Annotated in this window: 16 protein-coding genes; 6 read left to right on the top strand and 10 right to left on the bottom strand. The window is 65.8% G+C overall.

Features of this window, described 5'->3' with window-relative positions:
* Window positions 1–2,052 carry an LTA synthase family protein gene (locus HV765_RS18650; protein ID WP_175170581.1) on the bottom strand — a complete coding sequence of 684 codons (2,052 nt, stop codon included), beginning with the start codon at window positions 2,050–2,052 and terminating at the stop codon, window positions 1–3.
* Window positions 2,053–2,354: 302 nt separating this feature from the next.
* Entirely contained in the window at window positions 2,355–3,329 is a 975-nt protein-coding gene (locus tag HV765_RS18645) for a LysR substrate-binding domain-containing protein (protein WP_054421190.1), read from the bottom strand.
* A gap of 201 nt (window positions 3,330–3,530) precedes the next feature.
* Between HV765_RS18645 and HV765_RS18640 the strand changes: the two genes are divergently transcribed.
* Window positions 3,531–4,142, top strand: coding sequence for a 2-hydroxychromene-2-carboxylate isomerase (locus HV765_RS18640; RefSeq protein WP_054421191.1), 612 nt, complete (start codon window positions 3,531–3,533; stop codon window positions 4,140–4,142).
* Entirely contained in the window at window positions 4,139–4,354 is a 216-nt protein-coding gene (locus tag HV765_RS18635) for a hypothetical protein (RefSeq protein WP_175170526.1), read from the top strand. Before HV765_RS18640 ends, HV765_RS18635 begins: the two co-directional genes overlap by 4 nt.
* A 1-nt stretch (window position 4,355) precedes the next feature.
* Here HV765_RS18635 and HV765_RS18630 read toward each other — a convergent pair whose 3' ends face one another.
* Both HV765_RS18630 and adh read right to left on the bottom strand, forming a co-directional pair.
* Window positions 4,356–4,733: a DUF779 domain-containing protein gene (locus tag HV765_RS18630; RefSeq protein WP_175170580.1), complete on the bottom strand. Its 378-nt coding sequence runs from the start codon at window positions 4,731–4,733 to the stop codon at window positions 4,356–4,358.
* A gap of 166 nt (window positions 4,734–4,899) precedes the next feature.
* Entirely contained in the window at window positions 4,900–6,429 is a 1,530-nt protein-coding gene (gene adh / locus HV765_RS18625) for an aldehyde dehydrogenase (protein WP_054421194.1), read from the bottom strand.
* Window positions 6,430–6,650: 221 nt separating this feature from the next.
* Here adh and HV765_RS18620 point away from each other — a divergent pair, with 221 nt between their 5' ends.
* Window positions 6,651–8,537, top strand: a complete 1,887-nt coding sequence (locus HV765_RS18620; RefSeq protein WP_175170579.1) for a sigma-54-dependent Fis family transcriptional regulator — start codon at window positions 6,651–6,653, stop codon at window positions 8,535–8,537.
* Between the two features lie 15 nt (window positions 8,538–8,552).
* Here the strand turns inward: HV765_RS18620 and trpC are convergent, their stop codons facing one another.
* From trpC to rpe, 6 genes are all read right to left on the bottom strand, one after another.
* Window positions 8,553–9,341, bottom strand: coding sequence for an indole-3-glycerol phosphate synthase TrpC (trpC, locus tag HV765_RS18615; protein ID WP_054421196.1), 789 nt, complete (start codon window positions 9,339–9,341; stop codon window positions 8,553–8,555).
* On the bottom strand, window positions 9,338–10,369 hold the full coding sequence (gene trpD / locus HV765_RS18610) for an anthranilate phosphoribosyltransferase (protein ID WP_054421197.1): 1,032 nt from the start codon (window positions 10,367–10,369) through the stop codon (window positions 9,338–9,340). Before trpD ends, trpC begins: the two co-directional genes overlap by 4 nt.
* Before the next feature lie 17 nt (window positions 10,370–10,386).
* The gene (locus tag HV765_RS18605) at window positions 10,387–10,953 is read right to left on the bottom strand and encodes an aminodeoxychorismate/anthranilate synthase component II (protein WP_054421198.1); all 567 of its coding nucleotides are present in this window, start codon (window positions 10,951–10,953) and stop codon (window positions 10,387–10,389) included.
* Between the two features lie 44 nt (window positions 10,954–10,997).
* Entirely contained in the window at window positions 10,998–12,518 is a 1,521-nt protein-coding gene (gene trpE, locus HV765_RS18600; RefSeq protein WP_054421199.1) for an anthranilate synthase component I, read from the bottom strand.
* A gap of 276 nt (window positions 12,519–12,794) precedes the next feature.
* Entirely contained in the window at window positions 12,795–13,502 is a 708-nt protein-coding gene (locus HV765_RS18595) for a phosphoglycolate phosphatase (RefSeq protein WP_175170578.1), read from the bottom strand.
* Between the two features lie 12 nt (window positions 13,503–13,514).
* Entirely contained in the window at window positions 13,515–14,243 is a 729-nt protein-coding gene (rpe, locus tag HV765_RS18590) for a ribulose-phosphate 3-epimerase (protein ID WP_054421201.1), read from the bottom strand.
* Between the two features lie 131 nt (window positions 14,244–14,374).
* Between rpe and apaG the strand changes: the two genes are divergently transcribed.
* From apaG to HV765_RS18575, 3 genes are read left to right on the top strand one after another with little or no spacing between them, the layout of a single operon-like run.
* Window positions 14,375–14,749: a Co2+/Mg2+ efflux protein ApaG gene (apaG, locus tag HV765_RS18585; protein ID WP_006227296.1), complete on the top strand. Its 375-nt coding sequence runs from the start codon at window positions 14,375–14,377 to the stop codon at window positions 14,747–14,749.
* A 35-nt stretch (window positions 14,750–14,784) separates the two neighbouring features.
* Window positions 14,785–16,086: a murein transglycosylase A gene (mltA, locus tag HV765_RS18580; RefSeq protein ID WP_054421202.1), complete on the top strand. Its 1,302-nt coding sequence runs from the start codon at window positions 14,785–14,787 to the stop codon at window positions 16,084–16,086.
* Entirely contained in the window at window positions 16,083–17,252 is a 1,170-nt protein-coding gene (locus HV765_RS18575; protein ID WP_054421203.1) for a UbiH/UbiF family hydroxylase, read from the top strand. Before mltA ends, HV765_RS18575 begins: the two co-directional genes overlap by 4 nt.
* Window positions 17,253–17,455: the final 203 nt, after the last annotated feature.

Here is a 17,455-nt window from a genome sequence, read left to right as displayed (position 1 = left end):
TCAGTGCCGCGCTTGCGATTGCACCTGGTGGTTGATCTGCCAGAGCATCAGCTTGGGGTAGGCGGCCAGCCGCGCCTGTTCTTCGCGCTGCGCCGGCGTGGTGGCCTGTTCGCTGTCTAGCGCCAGGCCCGTTGCGTTGGCCCAGGGCAGAATCTTGCCCGGCTGGTTGCGCCGGTAAGCGCCGTCTTGCGTGATCGTGACGTTCGGGTCATTGATGCCAAAACACCAGACCGGGTCCGGCTGCGCCGCCAACATATCGCAGCCGCTGCGAAAGTAGGGCGTGCCGGGCAGGCTCAGCTGATACAGCGTGGGCATGATGTCTTTGTGGCTGCCCACGCGGGCCGGGTCAAACACGGCGCGGCTGCGGTACTCCTGCGGCACGTACAGGTAGAACGGCACGGCGCGGGCCAGCGCGGCGTCGCGCTCGTCCGGGTAATGCAGGCCAAGCAGGTTGTGGTCGCCCGTTGCTGCAACGATGGTGCGGGCGCCGCTGGGCGATGCCTTGACGCGAGTCAGGAAGCGGCCCAACTGGTCGTTGGCGTAGCGCAGCGTGTCAAAGACGTCTTCTGCCGAATCCCAGGATTTGAAGTACGGCAGGCGCGTCACATCGTTCAGCGCCAGGCCGCCGCGTGGGGCGCCTTTGGGCGTGATGAAGGGCGGGTGGTGGGTCGTGGACAGCGCGATGATGAACAGCGGCGTGCCGTCGCGGTCGGCGTCGGCCAGGCGGCTTTCGATGTAGCGGAACATGTATTCGTCGGGCACGCCCCAGGTGCCGGCTTCGGCCTCGGGATACTTGGCGCGCAACGTCTGCTGGTCGATGAATTCGTGCGCGCCCAAGTGCGTGGCGAAGGTGCCCAGGTTGCGCCAGGTGGCGGCGCCTGACGTCACGAACAGCACGCGGTATCCGCGCGCCAGATACGGCGTGAAGGCGTTGCTGGCGAAGGTGTCGTCGGCGGCTGACGATTGGCCGATGGCTGGCACCGGGCTGCGCACCAGCAGACGGGACAGCGAATCAATCGTGCCATTGCCTTCCGACAGGAAACGGTCAAAGCGCCAGTCCTGTTCCCAGTGCGGGCGCAGCGCGCCCAGCAGATCCCGCCCCGGCTGATCGTAGGTGTTCAGGTGATGGCCCATGCTTTCCATGACTTGCAGCACCACGTGCGGGGGCCGCGCCTGCGCGGCGGGGTGCGCGCCGGTGACGGCCATGAACGGTTGCAGGTCAGGCGTTCCCGGCGCCCCAAGAAAGCGCGCGTACAGCGCTTCGCCTTCAGCCGCCGTGACCGGCAGAAAGCGCTTGTCGTTGCCGCGTTCGCCCAGCGCCCAGAAAAACGCGGAGATGCCGTTGGGCGCAATGGCGTTCAAAAAGCGCATGTTGGAAATGCTGGTGTCGTCCCGGTTCAGCGGAAACCGCCCCACCGACCCGCGGCACGCCAGTACGGTGATGGCCAGGATGAGCAGCAGTTGCAGCACCGTCGGCAGCAGCCCCCGGCGGCGCAAGGAAATGCGCATCACGTTGCGCCGCCAGCGCGACCCCAGCCACCAGGTGCAGGCCAGCACGGCCGAGAGCAGCAGGCCCGCCTGCACCACGGGGTAGCCGTGCCACAGCGTCATCAGAATGGCGCGCGTGTCGTCGTCGACCATGCCGAACACGAAGATGTCGATGGACCGCGAGAACGTGGCGAAGTAGCAGACGCTTACGACAGTGGATGCGGCAAACAGGGCGGCCAGGCCCGCGCCGACCCCCGGCGCCAGCCGCAGCCAACGCGCATACAGCGGCCGGCTGCCCGCCGCCAGCATCGCCATCGCCAGCAAGGCCGAGAACACGATGCTGGCCACTTTGATGTCAAACAGCAGCCCGATTCCCAGGGTGCGGCCAACATCTTGCGGCAGCGTCGTATAGGTGGCTGAGGGGGCGTACTTCACCAGCAGATAGCTGCGGCCAATGAACTGCGCCAGCACGCTGACCAGCCAGGGCGCCAGGATCAGCAGGAAGGCGCGCTGAACATTCAGAAACCAGTCTTGCCACGCGTCGGTGAGACGTAAACGCTTCATCTGCATCAATGGGGTGGGCTAAGCAAAAACGCCGATAACGGCGACAAAACGCCCTTGGCCCCAGTCTCGGGGGCCTTCAAGGGAAGGGATGCATGCAAGAAACTCCGGCCCCAATATCAGGGACAGCACCGGGAAGGGGCGCCGGAATGGCTGGAGCAATCAGCGGTGATCGTGGTTCGGGTTATGGCCGCTGTTCGCCATGCAGCGCGAACTGTACTTGAGGCGCACCGGAAATGTACAAAGGTTTGTATAGCTTTGTGAGTGCCGTGTACCGGTGGGCCTGATTCAGGGGAACCGCAGAATCAGGGGCCGTAGGGCCTCGGGGCGGCAGCGTCTGAGGCCCCTTTATTCAACGCAGATTCATCACGCAGATCGCGCTCGGTGGCCGCAGCTTGCTCCATCAGCCACTGCGCGACCACATCGGCGTCGGGTGTGCTGCGCCGCGCATTGCGCACCAGCCAGTACGCGTGTTCAGTGGCCAGGGCCGCCTGTCCGCCTACCGCGTGCAACCGGCCATCAGCCAGCATGGGCGCAATCAGCGCCACCCGGCCCAGGGCGATGCCGTGGCCGGCCAGCGCCGCCAGCACGATCTGGTCGTATTGGTTAAAGCGCAGCATGCCTTTGGCGCGCGCCCGGTTCAGCCCGCGCGCGTTCAGCCATTCCGACCATTGCAGCCAGGGCCGCGTCGGGTCATCGAATTCCAGCAAAACATGGCGTTGCAGTTCTCGCGCGTCTAGCTCGCGGGCGTCCAGCGACGGATGCGCCACTGGCACGACCGATTCGCCGAACATCCAGGCCGCGGCGTCTGGAACCATGGCTCGCAAGCTGTAGCGGATGGCGATGTCCACGCTTTCGCGGTCGATATCGATCAGGCGGTTGTCGGCCGCCACACGCACGTCGATATGCGGATGCGCCGCCTGGAACGCGCCCAGCCGAGGCAGCAGCCACAGCGAGGCCACGCCGATGGTTGTGGTGACGGTAACGGGCGTGCGGCGCTCGGGCGCGCGCAGTTGTTCGGTCAAGTCGCCCAGCTGGCTTAGCCAGACGTCGGCCATGCGAAACAGCTGCGCGCCTTCAGACGTAAACGACACGCTGCGAAATCCGCGCACCAGCAGCGGCACGCCCAGATGCGCTTCCAGCGCCCGGATCTGGCGGCTGACGGCAGACTGCGTCACATGCAGATCCTGCGCGGCAAGGGTGATGCTCATGCGGCGGCCCACGGCGACGAAGCCTCGGACCAGATCAAGGGGCGGGAGTTTGGCCAGCGGATATGACATTCGTAAAACTCATGCGTATCGGGCGGAAATGTCGCTTGAGCAATAGTACGCCGACGGCGTTCAATAGAAGCCTGCGACGGGCGCTTGGCCTTACCGCCTGCCCTTGCCGCCTGCCATAACCGCTTGTCCCTGCCGTTCGCCTCTGCCGTTCGTGTCGTTCGCCCCTACCTTTCGCGCCCCATTCCCGCCGGAGCCTTCCCGATGACCGCGCCTTCGCCTGACTCGCCCCGCATGCAGATGTGGTTCGATTTCGCCAGCCCCTACAGCTATCTGGCCATTGAGCGGGTCGGTGCATTGGCTGAAGCGGCGGGCGTCGTGGTCGATCTGCGCCCCTTTCTGCTGGGTCCGATCTTCCAGGCGCAGGGGTGGAATGATTCGCCGTTTCGCCTGTTTCCGGGCAAGGGCGCGTACATGATGCGCGACATCGCCCGTCTGGCCGACAAGTACGGCGTGACGTACAACCGGCCGCGCCTGTTCCCGCGCATGAGCGTGCTGCCCGCGCGCATTGCGCTGCTGGGCCAGGACGAACCGTGGGGCCGGGACTTTTGCGTGGCGGTGTTTCGCGCCAATTTCCAGCACGACCTGGACATCCAGGCCGAAGATGTCGTGCATCAGGTGTTGAAGGATCTGTCGCTGGACGCCGACATGCTGATCGAACGCGCCAAGACTGAAGCCGCCAAGGAGGCGCTGCGCCGCCAGGTGGACCGGGCGCGCAATCTGGGCCTGTTCGGCGCGCCGACGTTCTTTGTCGGCGATGAAATGTTTTGGGGCAATGACCGCCTGGAAGACGCCTTGGAGTGGGCTCGAAAATGAAGAATGCCAGCAGTGCTTATCGTGGCGCGCCCATGCCGGGCGGCCGCTCGTTCACGCAGTTCCGCGCCGCCCGCATTCGGCGGGTGTCGTTTCAGTGGGAGCAGGCAGCGCAGGCCGATTTGCAGCCGGCGATGCCGCAGCCGACGATGCCGCATGCAAAGGGGCCGCATGTAAAGGGGCGCCCCGGCGCCCATCGCGGCAAGGGCGGTTGATTCACCCCTTCGTCACGGGCGCCACTTGCGCCCATTCCTCATCGGAGTACAAGCGCGACCGCAGCAGGAAGCGTTTGCCTTCCGCGCTGTCCAGTGAGAATGCGCCGCCGCGCCCCGGCACGGCGTCGATGATGAGCTGGGTGTGCTCCCAATACGCGAACTGGTCTTCGCCCATGTAGAACGGGCAGCCCTCCAGTTCGCCCAGCAGCACGTCCGATCCGCCCACCATGAATTCGCCCAGCGCATAGCACATGGGCGAGCTGCCGTCGCAGCATCCGCCCGATTGGTGAAACATCAGCGGGCCGTGCTTCGTGCGCAGCGTGTCGATCAGTCGGCGCGCTTCGTCGGTGGCGACGACGCGTGGCGTGGGTTCTGCCATGTTGTGACTCCTGTCTGGCGTGTGTTCCGATGCACTTCGATTCCGCTTCGGCGTCGGCGTCGGCTTCCGCTTCCGCTTCCGCTTCCGCCTCCGCCTCCGCGTGCCTTGCCCGCGCGCCAGGCCCGAAGGCCCGGCGCGCGGATTGCGGCAGGTGCAGGATGCGCGATCAGAAGAAACCCAGCTTCTTCGGCGAATAGCTCACCAGCAGGTTCTTCGTCTGCTGATAGTGGTTGAGCATCATCTTGTGATTCTCGCGTCCGATGCCCGATTGCTTGTAGCCGCCAAAGGCCGCATGCGCCGGATACGCGTGATAGCAGTTGGTCCACACGCGTCCGGCCTTGATGGCGCGTCCCATCCGGTAGCACGTGTTGGCGTCACGCGACCACACGCCGGCGCCCAGGCCATAGAGCGTGTCGTTCGCCAGCGCCAGCGCGTCATCGGCGTCCTTGAACGTCGTCACGGCCACGACCGGCCCGAAAATTTCCTCCTGGAACACGCGCATCTTGTTGTGGCCCTTGAAGACGGTGGGCTGCACGTAATAGCCGCCTTCCAGCGCGCCTTGCATCTGCGCGCGCGAGCCGCCGGCCAGCACGTCGGCGCCTTCCTGCTTGCCGATGTCCAGGTACGACAGGATTTTTTCCAGCTGCTCGGTGGACGCCTGTGCGCCCAGCATGGTGTCGCCGTCCAGCGGGTTGCCCTGCTTGATTTCGGCCACACGCTTGAGCGCGCGTTCCATGAACTTGTCGTAGAGCGATTCCTGGATCAGGGCGCGGCTGGGGCACGTGCACACTTCGCCTTGGTTCAGCGCGAACATCACGAAGCCCTCGATGGCCTTGTCCAGGAAGTCGTCGTCTTGCGCGGCCACGTCGGCGAAGAAGATGTTGGGCGACTTGCCGCCCAGCTCCAGCGTGACGGGGATGATGTTCTGCGACGCGTACTGCATGATCAGCCGGCCGGTGGTGGTTTCGCCGGTGAACGCGATCTTGGCGATGCGCTTGCTTGAGGCCAGCGGCTTGCCGGCTTCCAGGCCAAAGCCCGTCACCACGTTCAGAACGCCCGGGGGCAGGATGTCGCCAATCAGCTCCATCAGCAGCAGGATGCCCAGCGGGGTTTGCTCGGCGGGCTTGAGCACCACGCAATTGCCCGCGGCCAATGCCGGCGCGAGTTTCCACGCGGCCATCAGGATGGGGAAGTTCCACGGGATGATCTGGCCGACCACGCCCAGCGGTTCGTTGAAGTGATAGGCCACGGTGTCGCTGTCGATTTCCGACAGGCCGCCTTCCTGGCTGCGGATGCACGAGGCGAAATAGCGGAAGTGGTCGATGGCCAGCGGGATGTCGGCGGCGCGGGCTTCGCGGATGGGTTTGCCGTTGTCCCAGGTTTCGGCGGTGGCCAGGCGTTCCAGGTTGGCTTCCATCACGTCGGCAATCTGCATCAGCATGCGCGCGCGTTCGGCGGCCGGGGTCGCACCCCATTTCGGCGCGGCACGATGCGCGGCGTCCAGCGCCAGGTCGATGTCGCGTTCCTTCGAGCGCGCGTTGCGGCTCAGCACCTGGCCCGTGACCGGGGTGACGTTATCGAAGTACTCACCGTCTGCCGGCTTCTGCCACTTTCCATCAATGAAATTGTCGTACTGCGTTTTCAGGTCCAGACGGGTGCCATACGAGTCCGGGGTGATGCGGGTCGCGATGTCCATACTTGTCTCCGATATTGTTGGGATAGCGGCAGTCGGCTGCCTATCCCTTACCAAGCAAGGACCATGCCAATGTGCGGGCTTCCCCGCTGGACAGCGCGCGCCCCGGCGTGCGAAAGTTGACCAACCCGCGCAACGGACTCGGCGCGGGCAACATCCAGTGCCGTTTTTTGCGACATTGTCGCGGAACAGGTGTCGCAGAACGCCTGTCCTAGGAGACACGCATGGCCACTCACTCCCGTCAGCACGCGCTGACGCAAGCGCGCCTGCTGTTCAACCAGCAGGGGGCGGTGCCGGGCGGCATCGTCGCGGAACCCATCCTGCGATCCTGGCGGCGTTGTGCTGATCTGGGCTTCGACATGCGGGGTGTGCGCCGCGCCGAACTCATGACGCAAGGCGAACTGCGCGAAGCCCAGCAGCGCAATGAAGCGTTGCGCCGGCTGTCCGAACCCGCCATGTCGTACCTGCGCCGCGAGGCGGGCGGCAGCGGCAACCTGGTGATTCTGTCTGACGCCCAAGGGCTGGTGCTGGATAGCGACGGCGATGCGGGGTTCGCCAGCCGCGCGTCGCGCGTGGCGCTGATGCCCGGAGCACCGTGGGACGAAGCTGCCGCAGGCACCAACGCCATCGGCACCGCGCTGGTCGAAGGCCGGCCCATCACCGTGCATGGCGCGGAACATTACTTCGAACCCAATCGCATCCTGACCTGCGCCGCGGTGCCCATTACCGATAGCGAAGGCCGCACGCTCGGCGTGCTGGATTTATCCAGCCAGGCGCGCGATATCCGCCCTGACGTCCTGGAGCTGGTGCGCGCCGCGGTTGATCTGATCGAACACCGCTTGTTCGAACAAGCCTATGACCACCATGCCGTGCTGCGGCTGCACGACCACCATTCCGGCCTGGGCGCGCCGGGCGAAGGCCTGCTGGCGTTTCAGGGCGATGTGCTGATCGGCGCCAACCGCCGCGCCTTGCAGGCGCTGGGGCTGGCGGCAACGGCGTTGGGGGTGTACCGCTACAGCGATGTTTTCGATGGCGCACTGGAACGTTGCCCCGATGCCGCGGGCCGCGTGCATACACGCACCGGCACGAGCTATCACGCGCGGCTGCGCTTGCCGCGTTCGCGTCCGCCGCAGCCGGTGGCGCCGGCCTTGCCAAGCGCCGATGCCACGCGCCCGGCCGTGCCCAGTTTCGACGCCGCCACACTCGGCGCACTGGCGCGCGCCGTGCACCTGTCAGACGCGGGCGTGTCCATTTTGCTGCAAGGCGAAACGGGCGTGGGCAAAGAGGTCTTCGCGCGCCAATTGCATGCGCGCGGCAAGCGGGCGGCCGGCCCGTTCGTGGCGGTGAACTGCGCCGCCTTGCCCGAAAGCCTGATCGAATCCGAATTGTTCGGCTATGAAGATGGCGCGTTCACGGGGGCGCGGCGTCAAGGCAGCAAGGGTTTGCTGCGGCAGGCGCACGGCGGCGTGCTGTTCCTGGATGAGATCGGCGACATGCCGCTGATGCTGCAATCACGGCTGCTACGCGTGTTGCAGACGCGAGAGGTGTCGCCACTGGGCGCAGCGCGGCCGGTGCCGGTGGATTTTGCGCTGGTGTGCGCCACGCACCGTCCGCTGGCCCACGAAGGCGCCGATGCGCCGGTGCGCCCCGACCTGTATTTCCGTATCGCCGAATACACCGTCACGCTGGAGCCGTTGCGCACGCGCGCCGACCGTCTGGAGTTGCTGCGGGCGCTCTGGGCAGCGCAAGGCGCTGGGCCGGTGTTGCCGCCGCCCATCGAAGCGCTGCTGGCTGCGTACCCGTGGCCGGGCAATTACCGGCAGCTGGTGGCCGTGCTGCGCACCTTGCATGTGTTGGCGGGGCCGTCGGGCGTGGTCGATGCAGACATGCTGCCCGCCGAACTGCGGCCCGTGACGAATAACGCGCATGCCAGCGCCGCCGCGCCGCCCGAAGGCGGTACGGCAGATCTGCAATCGATGACGGATGCCGCCGTTCGCGGCGCACTGGCCGCGCATGGCGGCAATGTCAGCAGAGCGGCGCGGGCGCTGGGTGTGCACCGCAGCACCGTGTACCGGCGCGCGGCGGCGTTGGGTTTGCCGCGCGCGCGATAGCCTGGGTAAGCGGCGTTAGCCGACCAGGCGTGCGAGTTCGGCGCCCGGGTCTTTGGCGCGCATGAATGCTTCGCCCACCAGGAATGCGTTGACCTTGTGGTCGCGCATGAGCTTGACGTCTTCCGGCTTGAGAATGCCGCTTTCGGTCACGACGCGCTTGCCTGCCGGGATGTTGGGCAGCAGGTCCAGCGTGTTCTTCAGGCTGGTCTCGAAGGTGCGCAGGTTGCGGTTGTTGATGCCCAAGAGCGGCGTCTTCATGGTCAGCGCCACGTCGAGCTCGCGGGCGTCATGCACTTCCACCAGCACGTCCATGCCCAGTTCCATCGCCAGCGTTTCGTAGTCACGCAGTTGTGCGGGCGTGAGGGCGGCCACGATCAGCAGCACGCAGTCGGCGCCCATCGCGCGCGCGGCGATGATCTGGTACTGATCGATCACGAAGTCCTTGCGCAGCACCGGCAACGAGCAGGCGGCGCGCGCCTGGCGCAGGTGGTCGTGTGAACCCTGGAAGAATTGCACGTCGGTCAGTACCGACAGGCAGGCCGCGCCGTGCACCGCGTACGTCGACGCGATGTCGGCGGGGGCGAAGGTCTCGCGCAGCACGCCTTTGGACGGCGATGCTTTCTTGATTTCGGCGATGACGCCGGCTTTGCCCTGCGAGATCTTGTCTTCGATGGCTTGGGCGAAGCCACGCACGTCCTGCCGCGCCTGCGCTTCGCGCAAGACTTCGGCTTCGCTGCGCATCTGGCGAGCGGCGGCGACTTCCTCAACCTTGACGGCGAGGATCTTCGCGAGAATATCGTTCATTTCAGGAATTTCCGGGTGGTTGCGCAGAATTCTTCCAGCTTGGCTCGCGCCGCACCGGTGGCAATCATTTCAAATGCTAGCGCTAAGGCTTCGGGAATGGAATCGGCTTTATTGCCGGCGTAGATGGCGAGACCTGCGTTCAGGGCGACGATGTCTCGGGCGGTGCCCTCGACATTTTCCAGCGCCTCGATGACAAGTTCGCGTGACTGCTCGCGATTGGACACCTTGATAGACCGATTGGACATCATGGATAGCCCGTAGTCCTCGGGGTGGATTTCATATTCCCGTATTTGACCATCTTTCAATTCACCGACCAGCGTGGCCCCGCCCAGCGACGCTTCGTCCATGCCGTCCTTGCCGTGCACGACCAGCACATGGCGCGATCCCAGCCGTTCCAGCACGCGCACCTGGATGCCGACGAGGTCGGGGTGGAACACGCCCATCAGCTGGTTGCCGGCGCCGGCCGGGTTGGTGAGCGGCCCCAGGATGTTGAAGATGGTGCGCACGGCCAGTTCCTTGCGCACGGCGGCCACGTTCTTCATCGCGCCGTGGTGGGCGGGGGCGAACATGAAGCCGATGCCGGTGGTCTGGATGCACTCGGCGACTTCTTCCGGCGTCAGCACAAGGTTGGCGCCCAGCGCTTCCAGCACATCGGCGCTGCCGCTGGAGGACGACGCGCTGCGGTTGCCGTGCTTGGCGATCGGCACGCCGGCCGCCGCCGCCACGAACATGGCGGTGGTGGAAATGTTGAACGTGTGGCTGCCGTCGCCGCCCGTGCCGCACATGTCCAGCAGGTCTTCGGGGTTGGGGGTGACGACAGGGGTGGCGAACTCTCGCATGACCTGGGCGGCCGCGGTGATCTCGCCGATGGTTTCCTTCTTGACGCGCAGGCCCATCAGCAGCGCGCTGGCGATCTGCGGCGTCATCTCGCCGCGCATCAGCATGCGCATCAGATGCAGCATTTCGTCGTGGAAAATTTCGCGGTGTTCAATGCAGCGCGTCAGGGCTTCGGTGGGGGAAATGGTCACGATGCGTCCTTCTTGTCTTAGGCGAGGTTCAGAAAATTGCGCAGCAGGGCGTGGCCGTGCTCGCTGAGCACCGACTCCGGATGAAACTGTACTCCGTACAAGGGCAGCGTCTTGTGACGCACGCCCATGATGTCGCCGTCGGGCGCCGTGGCCGTCACGGCCAGGCAGTCGGGCAGGGTGGCGGGGTCGATCGTCAGCGAGTTGTAACGGATCACCGTGTACGGCGTGGGCAGGTCCGTGAAGATATCGGTGCCGGTGTGCGAGATGCGCACGGTCTTGCCGTGCATGATCTGCTGAGCGCGCACGATGTCGCCGCCGTAAGCCGCGCCGATGGCCTGATGGCCCAGGCATACGCCCAGAATGGGCTTCTTGCCGGCAAAGGCCTGAATGGCGGCAACCGAGATCCCGGCTTCAGCCGGCGAGCACGGGCCGGGCGACACGCAGATGCGGTCCGGGTTCAGGGCGGCAATCTCTTCCAGCGTGATCTGGTCGTTGCGCGCCACGCGCACGTCTTCGCCCAGTTCGCCAAAGTACTGGACCAGGTTGTAGGTAAAAGAGTCGTAGTTATCGATCATCAACAGCATTTTTTTCTCCGTGCGGGCAGGGTTCGTTTTGGCCGTGGCCGGAATCAGATGGGTTCGTCCAGGCCGTGCTGCACCTGCTCGGCGGCGCGCAGCACAGCGCGGGCCTTGGCTTCGGTTTCGGCGTATTCGGCTTCGGGGTTCGAATCAGCCACGATGCCGGCGGCGGCTTGCACGTACAGCGTGCCGTCCTTGATGACGCCGGTGCGGATGGCGATGGCCACGTCCATTTCGCCGCCGTAGCTCAGGTAGCCGGCCGCACCGCCGTAAATGCCGCGGCGCACGGGTTCGAGTTCGTCGATGATCTTCATGGCTTCAACCTTGGGCGCGCCCGTCAGCGTGCCCGCCGGGAACGACGCGCGCAGCACGTCCATGCTGCTCATGCCCGGGTTCAGGTTGCCGGTCACGTTGGACACCAGGTGCATCACGTGCGAATAGCGTTCGATGACCATGGTGTCGCTGACCTTCACCGAGCCCACTTCGGCTACCCGGCCCACGTCGTTGCGCGCCAGGTCGATCAGCATCACGTGTTCGGCCACTTCCTTGGGGTCGGCCTTCAGTTCGGCGGCAAGCGCCGCATCTTCCTCGGGCGTGGCGCCGCGCTTGCGGGTGCCGGCCAGCGGGCGGATGGTGATCTGCGACTTCGGCACGCCGTTGTCCACCACACGTTCCTGGCGCACCAGGATCTCGGGCGACGCGCCCACCACCTGGAAGTCACCGAAGTTCCAGAAGTACATATAGGGGGAGGGGTTCAGCGACCGCAGCGCGCGGTAGAGGGACAGCGGGGAATCACGGAAAGGCTTGGCGATGACCTGGCCGATCTGGACTTGCATCAGGTCGCCAGCGGCGATGTGTTCCTTGGCGCGCAGCACAGCCGCCAGATAGTCTTCTTTCTTGAAATCGCGACGCTCTTCGGTCTGCATGCTGGCGTGGCTGTACGGAATTTCCACGGGGCGTCGCAGGCGGGCACGCAGATCATGCAGTCGCTGCTGCGAGCGGCTGTAGGACTCGGGCTGGCTGGGGTCGGCATAGACCATCAGGTAGATACGGCCGGCCAGGTTGTCGACGATGACCAGTTCGTCCACGTGCATCAGCATCAGGTCGGGCGTGCCGCCGTCCATGCCGGCCGGGAAGGGCTTCACGGCCGGACCCAGGCAGGGCTCGATGTGGCGCACGGTATCGTAGCCGAAGTAGCCGGCCAGACCGCCGCAAAAGCGCGGCATGCCGGGGCGCAGCGCCACCTTGAAGCGGCTTTGGTACTGCTCGATGAAGGCCAGCGGGTCGCCTTCGTGCGTTTCCACGACCTGGCCGTCGTGCAGCACTTCCGTCAGCGTGCCGCTGGCGCGGATGACCGTGCGGGCGGGCAGGCCGATGAAGGAGTAGCGGCCGAAGCGTTCGCCGCCCACCACCGATTCCATCAGGCAGGTCATGCGGCCAGCCAAGGGGCCTGCATGCGCCAGCTTCAGGTAGATGCCCAGCGGCGTGTCCAGGTCGGCATAGGTTTCGGCCACCAGCGGGATGCGGTTGTAGCCTTGGGCGGCGAGGGCTTTGAATTCGATTTCGGTCATGGCGGGTCTCGTAAGCGATTTTTGATTTGCTTTCAGACCGGGCGCACAACAAAAAAGCCCGGTCCAGGTAACTGGTTCCGGGCTTGGCTCTGTGTTTACACAGCTACGGCACTAGGCGGCATACGCGTCCAGGGCCGGGAGGGATCATCGCCACCCGGAAGACAAACGCCACCAGCGCCACGAGGCGCCGAGCATTTGGTTCTGGGGGTAAGCGTTCATTGATCCGGGTGTGTGTATTCAGGTGTTCGGGTTGCCGACACCGATTCAGGGGGGAAATCAGGAAGCGATTTTTGCGGCGTTCTGGTTTTGGTTCCAGAGCGCTACCCACTGAGCGGCGTTCACAAGCGTGTCCACTATACCATCGACATCCAGCTCGCACACGTCACGGCCTTCGTTGTAGCCGTAAGGCACCACCAGCACCTGCGTGCCGGCCGTGCGCCCGGCCTGGGCGTCGTTGATCGAGTCGCCGATGGTGACGGCTTCGGTCACGGCCACGCCCAGCAGCTCGCAGGCGTGCAGCACCTGGTCGGGGTCGGGCTTGCGGCGCTCGCAGGTGTCGCCGCAGACGACCGCGTCGAAAAAGCCCGCCAGGCCGGTGCGTTGCAGCAGCGGCAGCGTGAATTCGGTGGGCTTGTTAGTGACGACGGCCAGCTTCAGGCCCTGGTCGCGCATGTGCTTTAAGCCATCAAGCACACCGGGGTAGACCTGCGCGCGTTCGCCGTTGACCAGGTGGTAGTGGCGGTAAAAGGCCTCGCGGGCGCGGGCGAAATCTTCTGCCGACGGGTCGGCGGCGTCCAGGCTGCCCGCCAGACTGCGGCGCACCAGGTTGTCCACGCCCTTGCCCACGAAGGTGGCCACCACGTCTTCGCGCAGCGCGGTCATGCCAAGTTCCACGCGCATGGCGTTGGCGGCGAAGGCCAGGTCGGGAATGGAGTCGAGCAGGGTGCCGTCCAGGTCCAGCAGCGCGGCGCGAAAAGCGGTCATGTCGATTCCTGATTAAACGGCGGTGGTTTCGCCGATGGCGATCTGTTCGCGCATTGATTTGATGATGCCGGCGTAGTCGGGCTTGCCGAAAATGGCGGAGCCGGCCACGAAGGTGTCGGCGCCCGCGCGACGGATCTCGGCGATGTTGTCGATTTTGACGCCGCCATCCACTTGCAGCATGATTTCCTGGCCGCCGGCCTGCGTCCAGGCGTCGATGCGGGCGCGCGCTTCGCGCAGCTTGGTCAATGCGCCGGGAATGAAGCTCTGGCCGCCAAAGCCCGGGTTCACCGACATGATCAGGATCAGGTCGATCTTGTCCATGACGTAGTCCAGGTAGGACAGCGGCGTGGCGGGGTTGAAGACCAGGCCGGCCTTACAGCCGTTTTCGCGGATGAGCGACAGCGTGCGGTCCACGTGGCGGCTGGCGTCCGGATGGAAGCTGATGTAGTCGGCGCCGGCCTTGGCGAACATCGGAACCAGGTCGTCCACCGGTTCAACCATCAAGTGCACGTCGATCGGCACTTCGACGTGGGGGCGGATCGCCGCGCACACCATCGGGCCGATGGTCAGGTTGGGGACATAGTGGTTGTCCATCACGTCCACGTGAATCCAGTCGGCGCCTGCGGCGACGACGTTGCGGACTTCCTCGCCCAGGCGGGCGAAGTCAGCCGACAGGATGCTGGGGGTGATGCGAGTGGAGGCCGTGGAGGATGACATGATGTTCGGGATCGGGGAGGGCATAATGTGCCATTATTGCAGTTTGGGGCGCGGGTTCGGGAAAGACCCGGTTCCGCGGGCCGAAAACTGCGTCTTCAAAACGCTCAGGCGCCGCGCTTCGGCCCCCGCGTCCAGCAGCCACACAGGGAAGGACTGTGAAACCTTACGACCTTAGCGTCTCTGTCACTCCGCGCTTCGTGCCTGAACAGTCCGATCCCGGCGAACAGCAATTCGTGTTTGCCTATACCGTGCGCATCACCAATACGGGGGAACACCCCGCCCAGGTGATCAGCCGGCACTGGGTCATCACCGACGGCAACCAGCGCGTGCAAGAAGTGCGCGGGCTGGGCATTGTTGGCCAGCAACCGTTGCTGGCGCCCGGCGAGACCTTCGAATACACCAGCGGCTGTCCCTTGCCCACCCCGGTGGGCACGATGCGCGGCACGTACCACTGCGTCGGCGAGAACGGCATTCCGTTCGAAGTGCCGATCTCCGAATTCGTCCTGGCCATGCCTCGCACCCTGCATTGAATGGCCCGGCCCGTCGCCCGTTTTTCCAATTGCTCATGAAGCGCATTCTTAGCCTGTCCCTGCTGCCGATTCTGCTGGCGGCATGTTCCACGCCCTCGGAAGTCCCCCCTGAATCTGGCGCGCCCGGCACCCCCGGCGTGCGTACCCCGGCGGCTGACGGCCCCTTGGTGGTGCCGTCGCTGTCGGCCTTGCCCGATACCCCGCCGCGCGCCCTGGCCGGCAAATTCAAGGCCGGCACCTGGTCTGAAATGCCCGGCTGGAGCACCGACGACCTGACCCAGTTCTGGCCGCTGTTCCTGCGCAATTGCCGTGGGCTGATGCGGCCCACCAGCGGCAACCTGGCCGCACCCGCCCGCGCCACCCCGCGCGCGTGGCAGCCGGTGTGCGCCGCCGCCATCGACCCGTCCCGGGCGCCGGCGGCAGGCGATGCCGAAGGCGTGCGCCGCTTTCTGCAAACCTATCTGCAACCGTGGCGCCTGAACGCCGCAGACGGCAAACCGGCCACCAACACGGTCACCGGATACTACGAACCGCTGGTGCGCGGATCGCGCCGCCAGGGCGGCAACTATCAATGGCCGCTGTACGCGGTGCCGGCGGATCTGCTGACGATCGACCTGGGCGCGGTGTACCCGGACCTGGCTGGCAAGCGCGTGCGCGGCAAGCTCGAAGGCAAACGTGTGGTGCCTTACGACACCCGCGCCGCCATCGAATCGTCTGGCCGCCGCCCGCCCGTGGTGGTCTGGGTGGACGACCCGGTGGATAACTTCTTCCTGCAAGTGCAGGGGTCGGGCCGCGTCCAGCTGACCGACGGGCCCGACACGGGCAAGACCATCCGCGTGGCCTATGCCGACCACAACGGCCAGCCTTATGTATCGATCGGCCGCTGGCTGATCGACCGCGGCGAGCTGACTGCCGACCAGGCGTCCATGCAGAACATTCGCGCCTGGGCGCAGCGCAATCCCAAGCGCGTGCCGGAAATGCTGAACGCCAACCCGGCGGTGGTTTTCTTCCGCGAAGAGCCGGTGATTGACCCCGAACAAGGGCCCAAGGGCGCGTACGCGATTCCGCTGGCGCCCAAGCGCTCGATTGCGGTCGACGCCACCTTCGTGCCGCTGGGTACGCCGGTGTATTTGGCCACCACGTTCCCGGCGTCTGACCGGCCGCTGCAACGCCTGGTGTTTGCGCAGGACACGGGCACGGCCATCCGGGGCGCGGCGCGCGCCGACTTCTACTGGGGTTACGGCGAAGAAGCCGGCCAGCAGGCGGGCCGCATGAAACAACGGGGCCAGATGTGGGTGCTGTGGCCCAAGCAAGCTGGGGAGCCCTCGGCACGATGAGCCATCAAATTGTTGTTTGCGGGGCCGGCATCGTCGGCCTGTCTACGGCCCTGGCGCTGGCCCGGCGCGGCCAGCGCGTGGCCGTCCTGGCGCCGCGCACGGCCGTGCCCGCCGCCGACCCCAACCGCTACCACCCGCGTGTCTACGCCATTTCGCCCGCCAGCCAGCGTTTTCTGGCTGACCTGGGCGTCTGGGACGCCATGCCCTCGGGCCGGTTGATGCCGGTCGAGGCCATGGAAATCCATGGCGACGCCGACGGGCAGGTCAACCTGAACGCCTGGCAGGCGGCGCTGCCGCAGCTGGCCTGGATTGTGGAGTCCGGCGAGATCGAGCGCGTGCTGATCCAGGCCGTGCGGATGTTTGGAATCCCCTGGCTGGAAGACCGCTGCACGGGCTACCGGGATGGCGAGATCGATACCGAAAGCGGTGCACGCATCCAGGCTGAATTGTTCGTGGGCGCTGATGGCGCGGCCTCGCCGCTGCGCACGGCGGCCGGCATGAAACATGACGCCGTGTCCTACGAGGACACGGGCTTGGTCGTGCATTTGGACGCCGAGCGCGCCCACCATGGCACGGCCATCCAATGGTTCCGCGACGACGGCGTGCTGGCTTTGCTGCCGCTGCCCGATACGGCGGACGGCCCGCAGGTGTCGATGGTGTGGTCCATGCGCAATGAACCGGCCCAGGCGCTGCTGGCGTTGCCGCCGGAAGAACAGGCCGCCCGGCTTGAAACCTTGTTGGCCCAAGCGGCCGAGGGCCGGTTGGGCCGCCTGAAGGTGCGCAGCAAGTTGCATGGTTTTCCCTTGACGCTTGAACGTGCGCAGATGGTTGCGCCCGGGATCGCGCTGGCGGGCGACGCCGCGCACCGGCTGCATCCGCTGGCCGGCCAGGGCTTGAACCTGGGGCTGGGCGACGTCGAAGCGCTGGCCCGCACGGTGGCGGGCCGCGAGCCTTACCGCACGGCGGGCGACTTGCGCGTGCTGCATCGGTACCAGCGCGCGCGCGCCGAACCGGTGCTGGCCATGCGCCTGGCAACCGACGGCCTGCACAAGCTGTTCGCCTCGCACGCGACCCCGCTGGTGTGGCTGCGTAACGCCGGCATGCACTGGGTGGAAAAGGCCCCGCTGATCAAGCGCCGCCTGATCGCGGGGGCATCGGCCAACTGACGGGGACGGATGCCGGTTTGAGACATCGGGGTGTAGAAATTCCGGTTGGAGGCATCCTGGTTTGAGAAGTCCGGGTTTGAGAAATCCTTTTGGAACCTTGAGGGCGGGCAGACGTCTGACAGACACTGCACCCCTCTCTCTCAAAACCATCCCGGCTCAGCCCCCCGCCCGGATGCGTTACGCTTCCCACCAAAGAACACGAT

This window comes from Achromobacter kerstersii (genome assembly GCF_902859595.1).
Lineage (GTDB): Bacteria > Pseudomonadota > Gammaproteobacteria > Burkholderiales > Burkholderiaceae_B > Achromobacter > Achromobacter kerstersii.
The sequence above is the reverse complement of the archived record's forward strand: the minus strand, read 5'-3'. Positions and strand labels throughout refer to the sequence as shown.

Excerpts from the sequence above, each read along its gene's own strand:
- rpe (WP_054421201.1), bottom strand. The coding sequence starts at position 14,243 with ATGCCCTCCCCGATCCCGAACATCATGTCATCCTCCACGGCCTCCACT.
- HV765_RS18620 (WP_175170579.1), top strand. The coding sequence starts at position 6,651 with ATGGCCACTCACTCCCGTCAGCACGCGCTGACGCAAGCGCGCCTGCTG.
- trpE (WP_054421199.1), bottom strand. The coding sequence starts at position 12,518 with ATGACCGAAATCGAATTCAAAGCCCTCGCCGCCCAAGGCTACAACCGC.
- mltA (WP_054421202.1), top strand. The coding sequence starts at position 14,785 with ATGAAGCGCATTCTTAGCCTGTCCCTGCTGCCGATTCTGCTGGCGGCA.
- HV765_RS18635 (WP_175170526.1), top strand. The coding sequence starts at position 4,139 with ATGAAGAATGCCAGCAGTGCTTATCGTGGCGCGCCCATGCCGGGCGGC.
- HV765_RS18650 (WP_175170581.1), bottom strand. The coding sequence starts at position 2,052 with ATGAAGCGTTTACGTCTCACCGACGCGTGGCAAGACTGGTTTCTGAAT.
- HV765_RS18605 (WP_054421198.1), bottom strand. The coding sequence starts at position 10,953 with ATGCTGTTGATGATCGATAACTACGACTCTTTTACCTACAACCTGGTC.
- HV765_RS18575 (WP_054421203.1), top strand. The coding sequence starts at position 16,083 with ATGAGCCATCAAATTGTTGTTTGCGGGGCCGGCATCGTCGGCCTGTCT.
- adh (WP_054421194.1), bottom strand. The coding sequence starts at position 6,429 with ATGGACATCGCGACCCGCATCACCCCGGACTCGTATGGCACCCGTCTG.
- trpC (WP_054421196.1), bottom strand. The coding sequence starts at position 9,341 with ATGAACGATATTCTCGCGAAGATCCTCGCCGTCAAGGTTGAGGAAGTC.
- HV765_RS18630 (WP_175170580.1), bottom strand. The coding sequence starts at position 4,733 with ATGGCAGAACCCACGCCACGCGTCGTCGCCACCGACGAAGCGCGCCGA.
- HV765_RS18645 (WP_054421190.1), bottom strand. The coding sequence starts at position 3,329 with ATGTCATATCCGCTGGCCAAACTCCCGCCCCTTGATCTGGTCCGAGGC.
- HV765_RS18640 (WP_054421191.1), top strand. The coding sequence starts at position 3,531 with ATGACCGCGCCTTCGCCTGACTCGCCCCGCATGCAGATGTGGTTCGAT.
- HV765_RS18595 (WP_175170578.1), bottom strand. The coding sequence starts at position 13,502 with ATGACCGCTTTTCGCGCCGCGCTGCTGGACCTGGACGGCACCCTGCTC.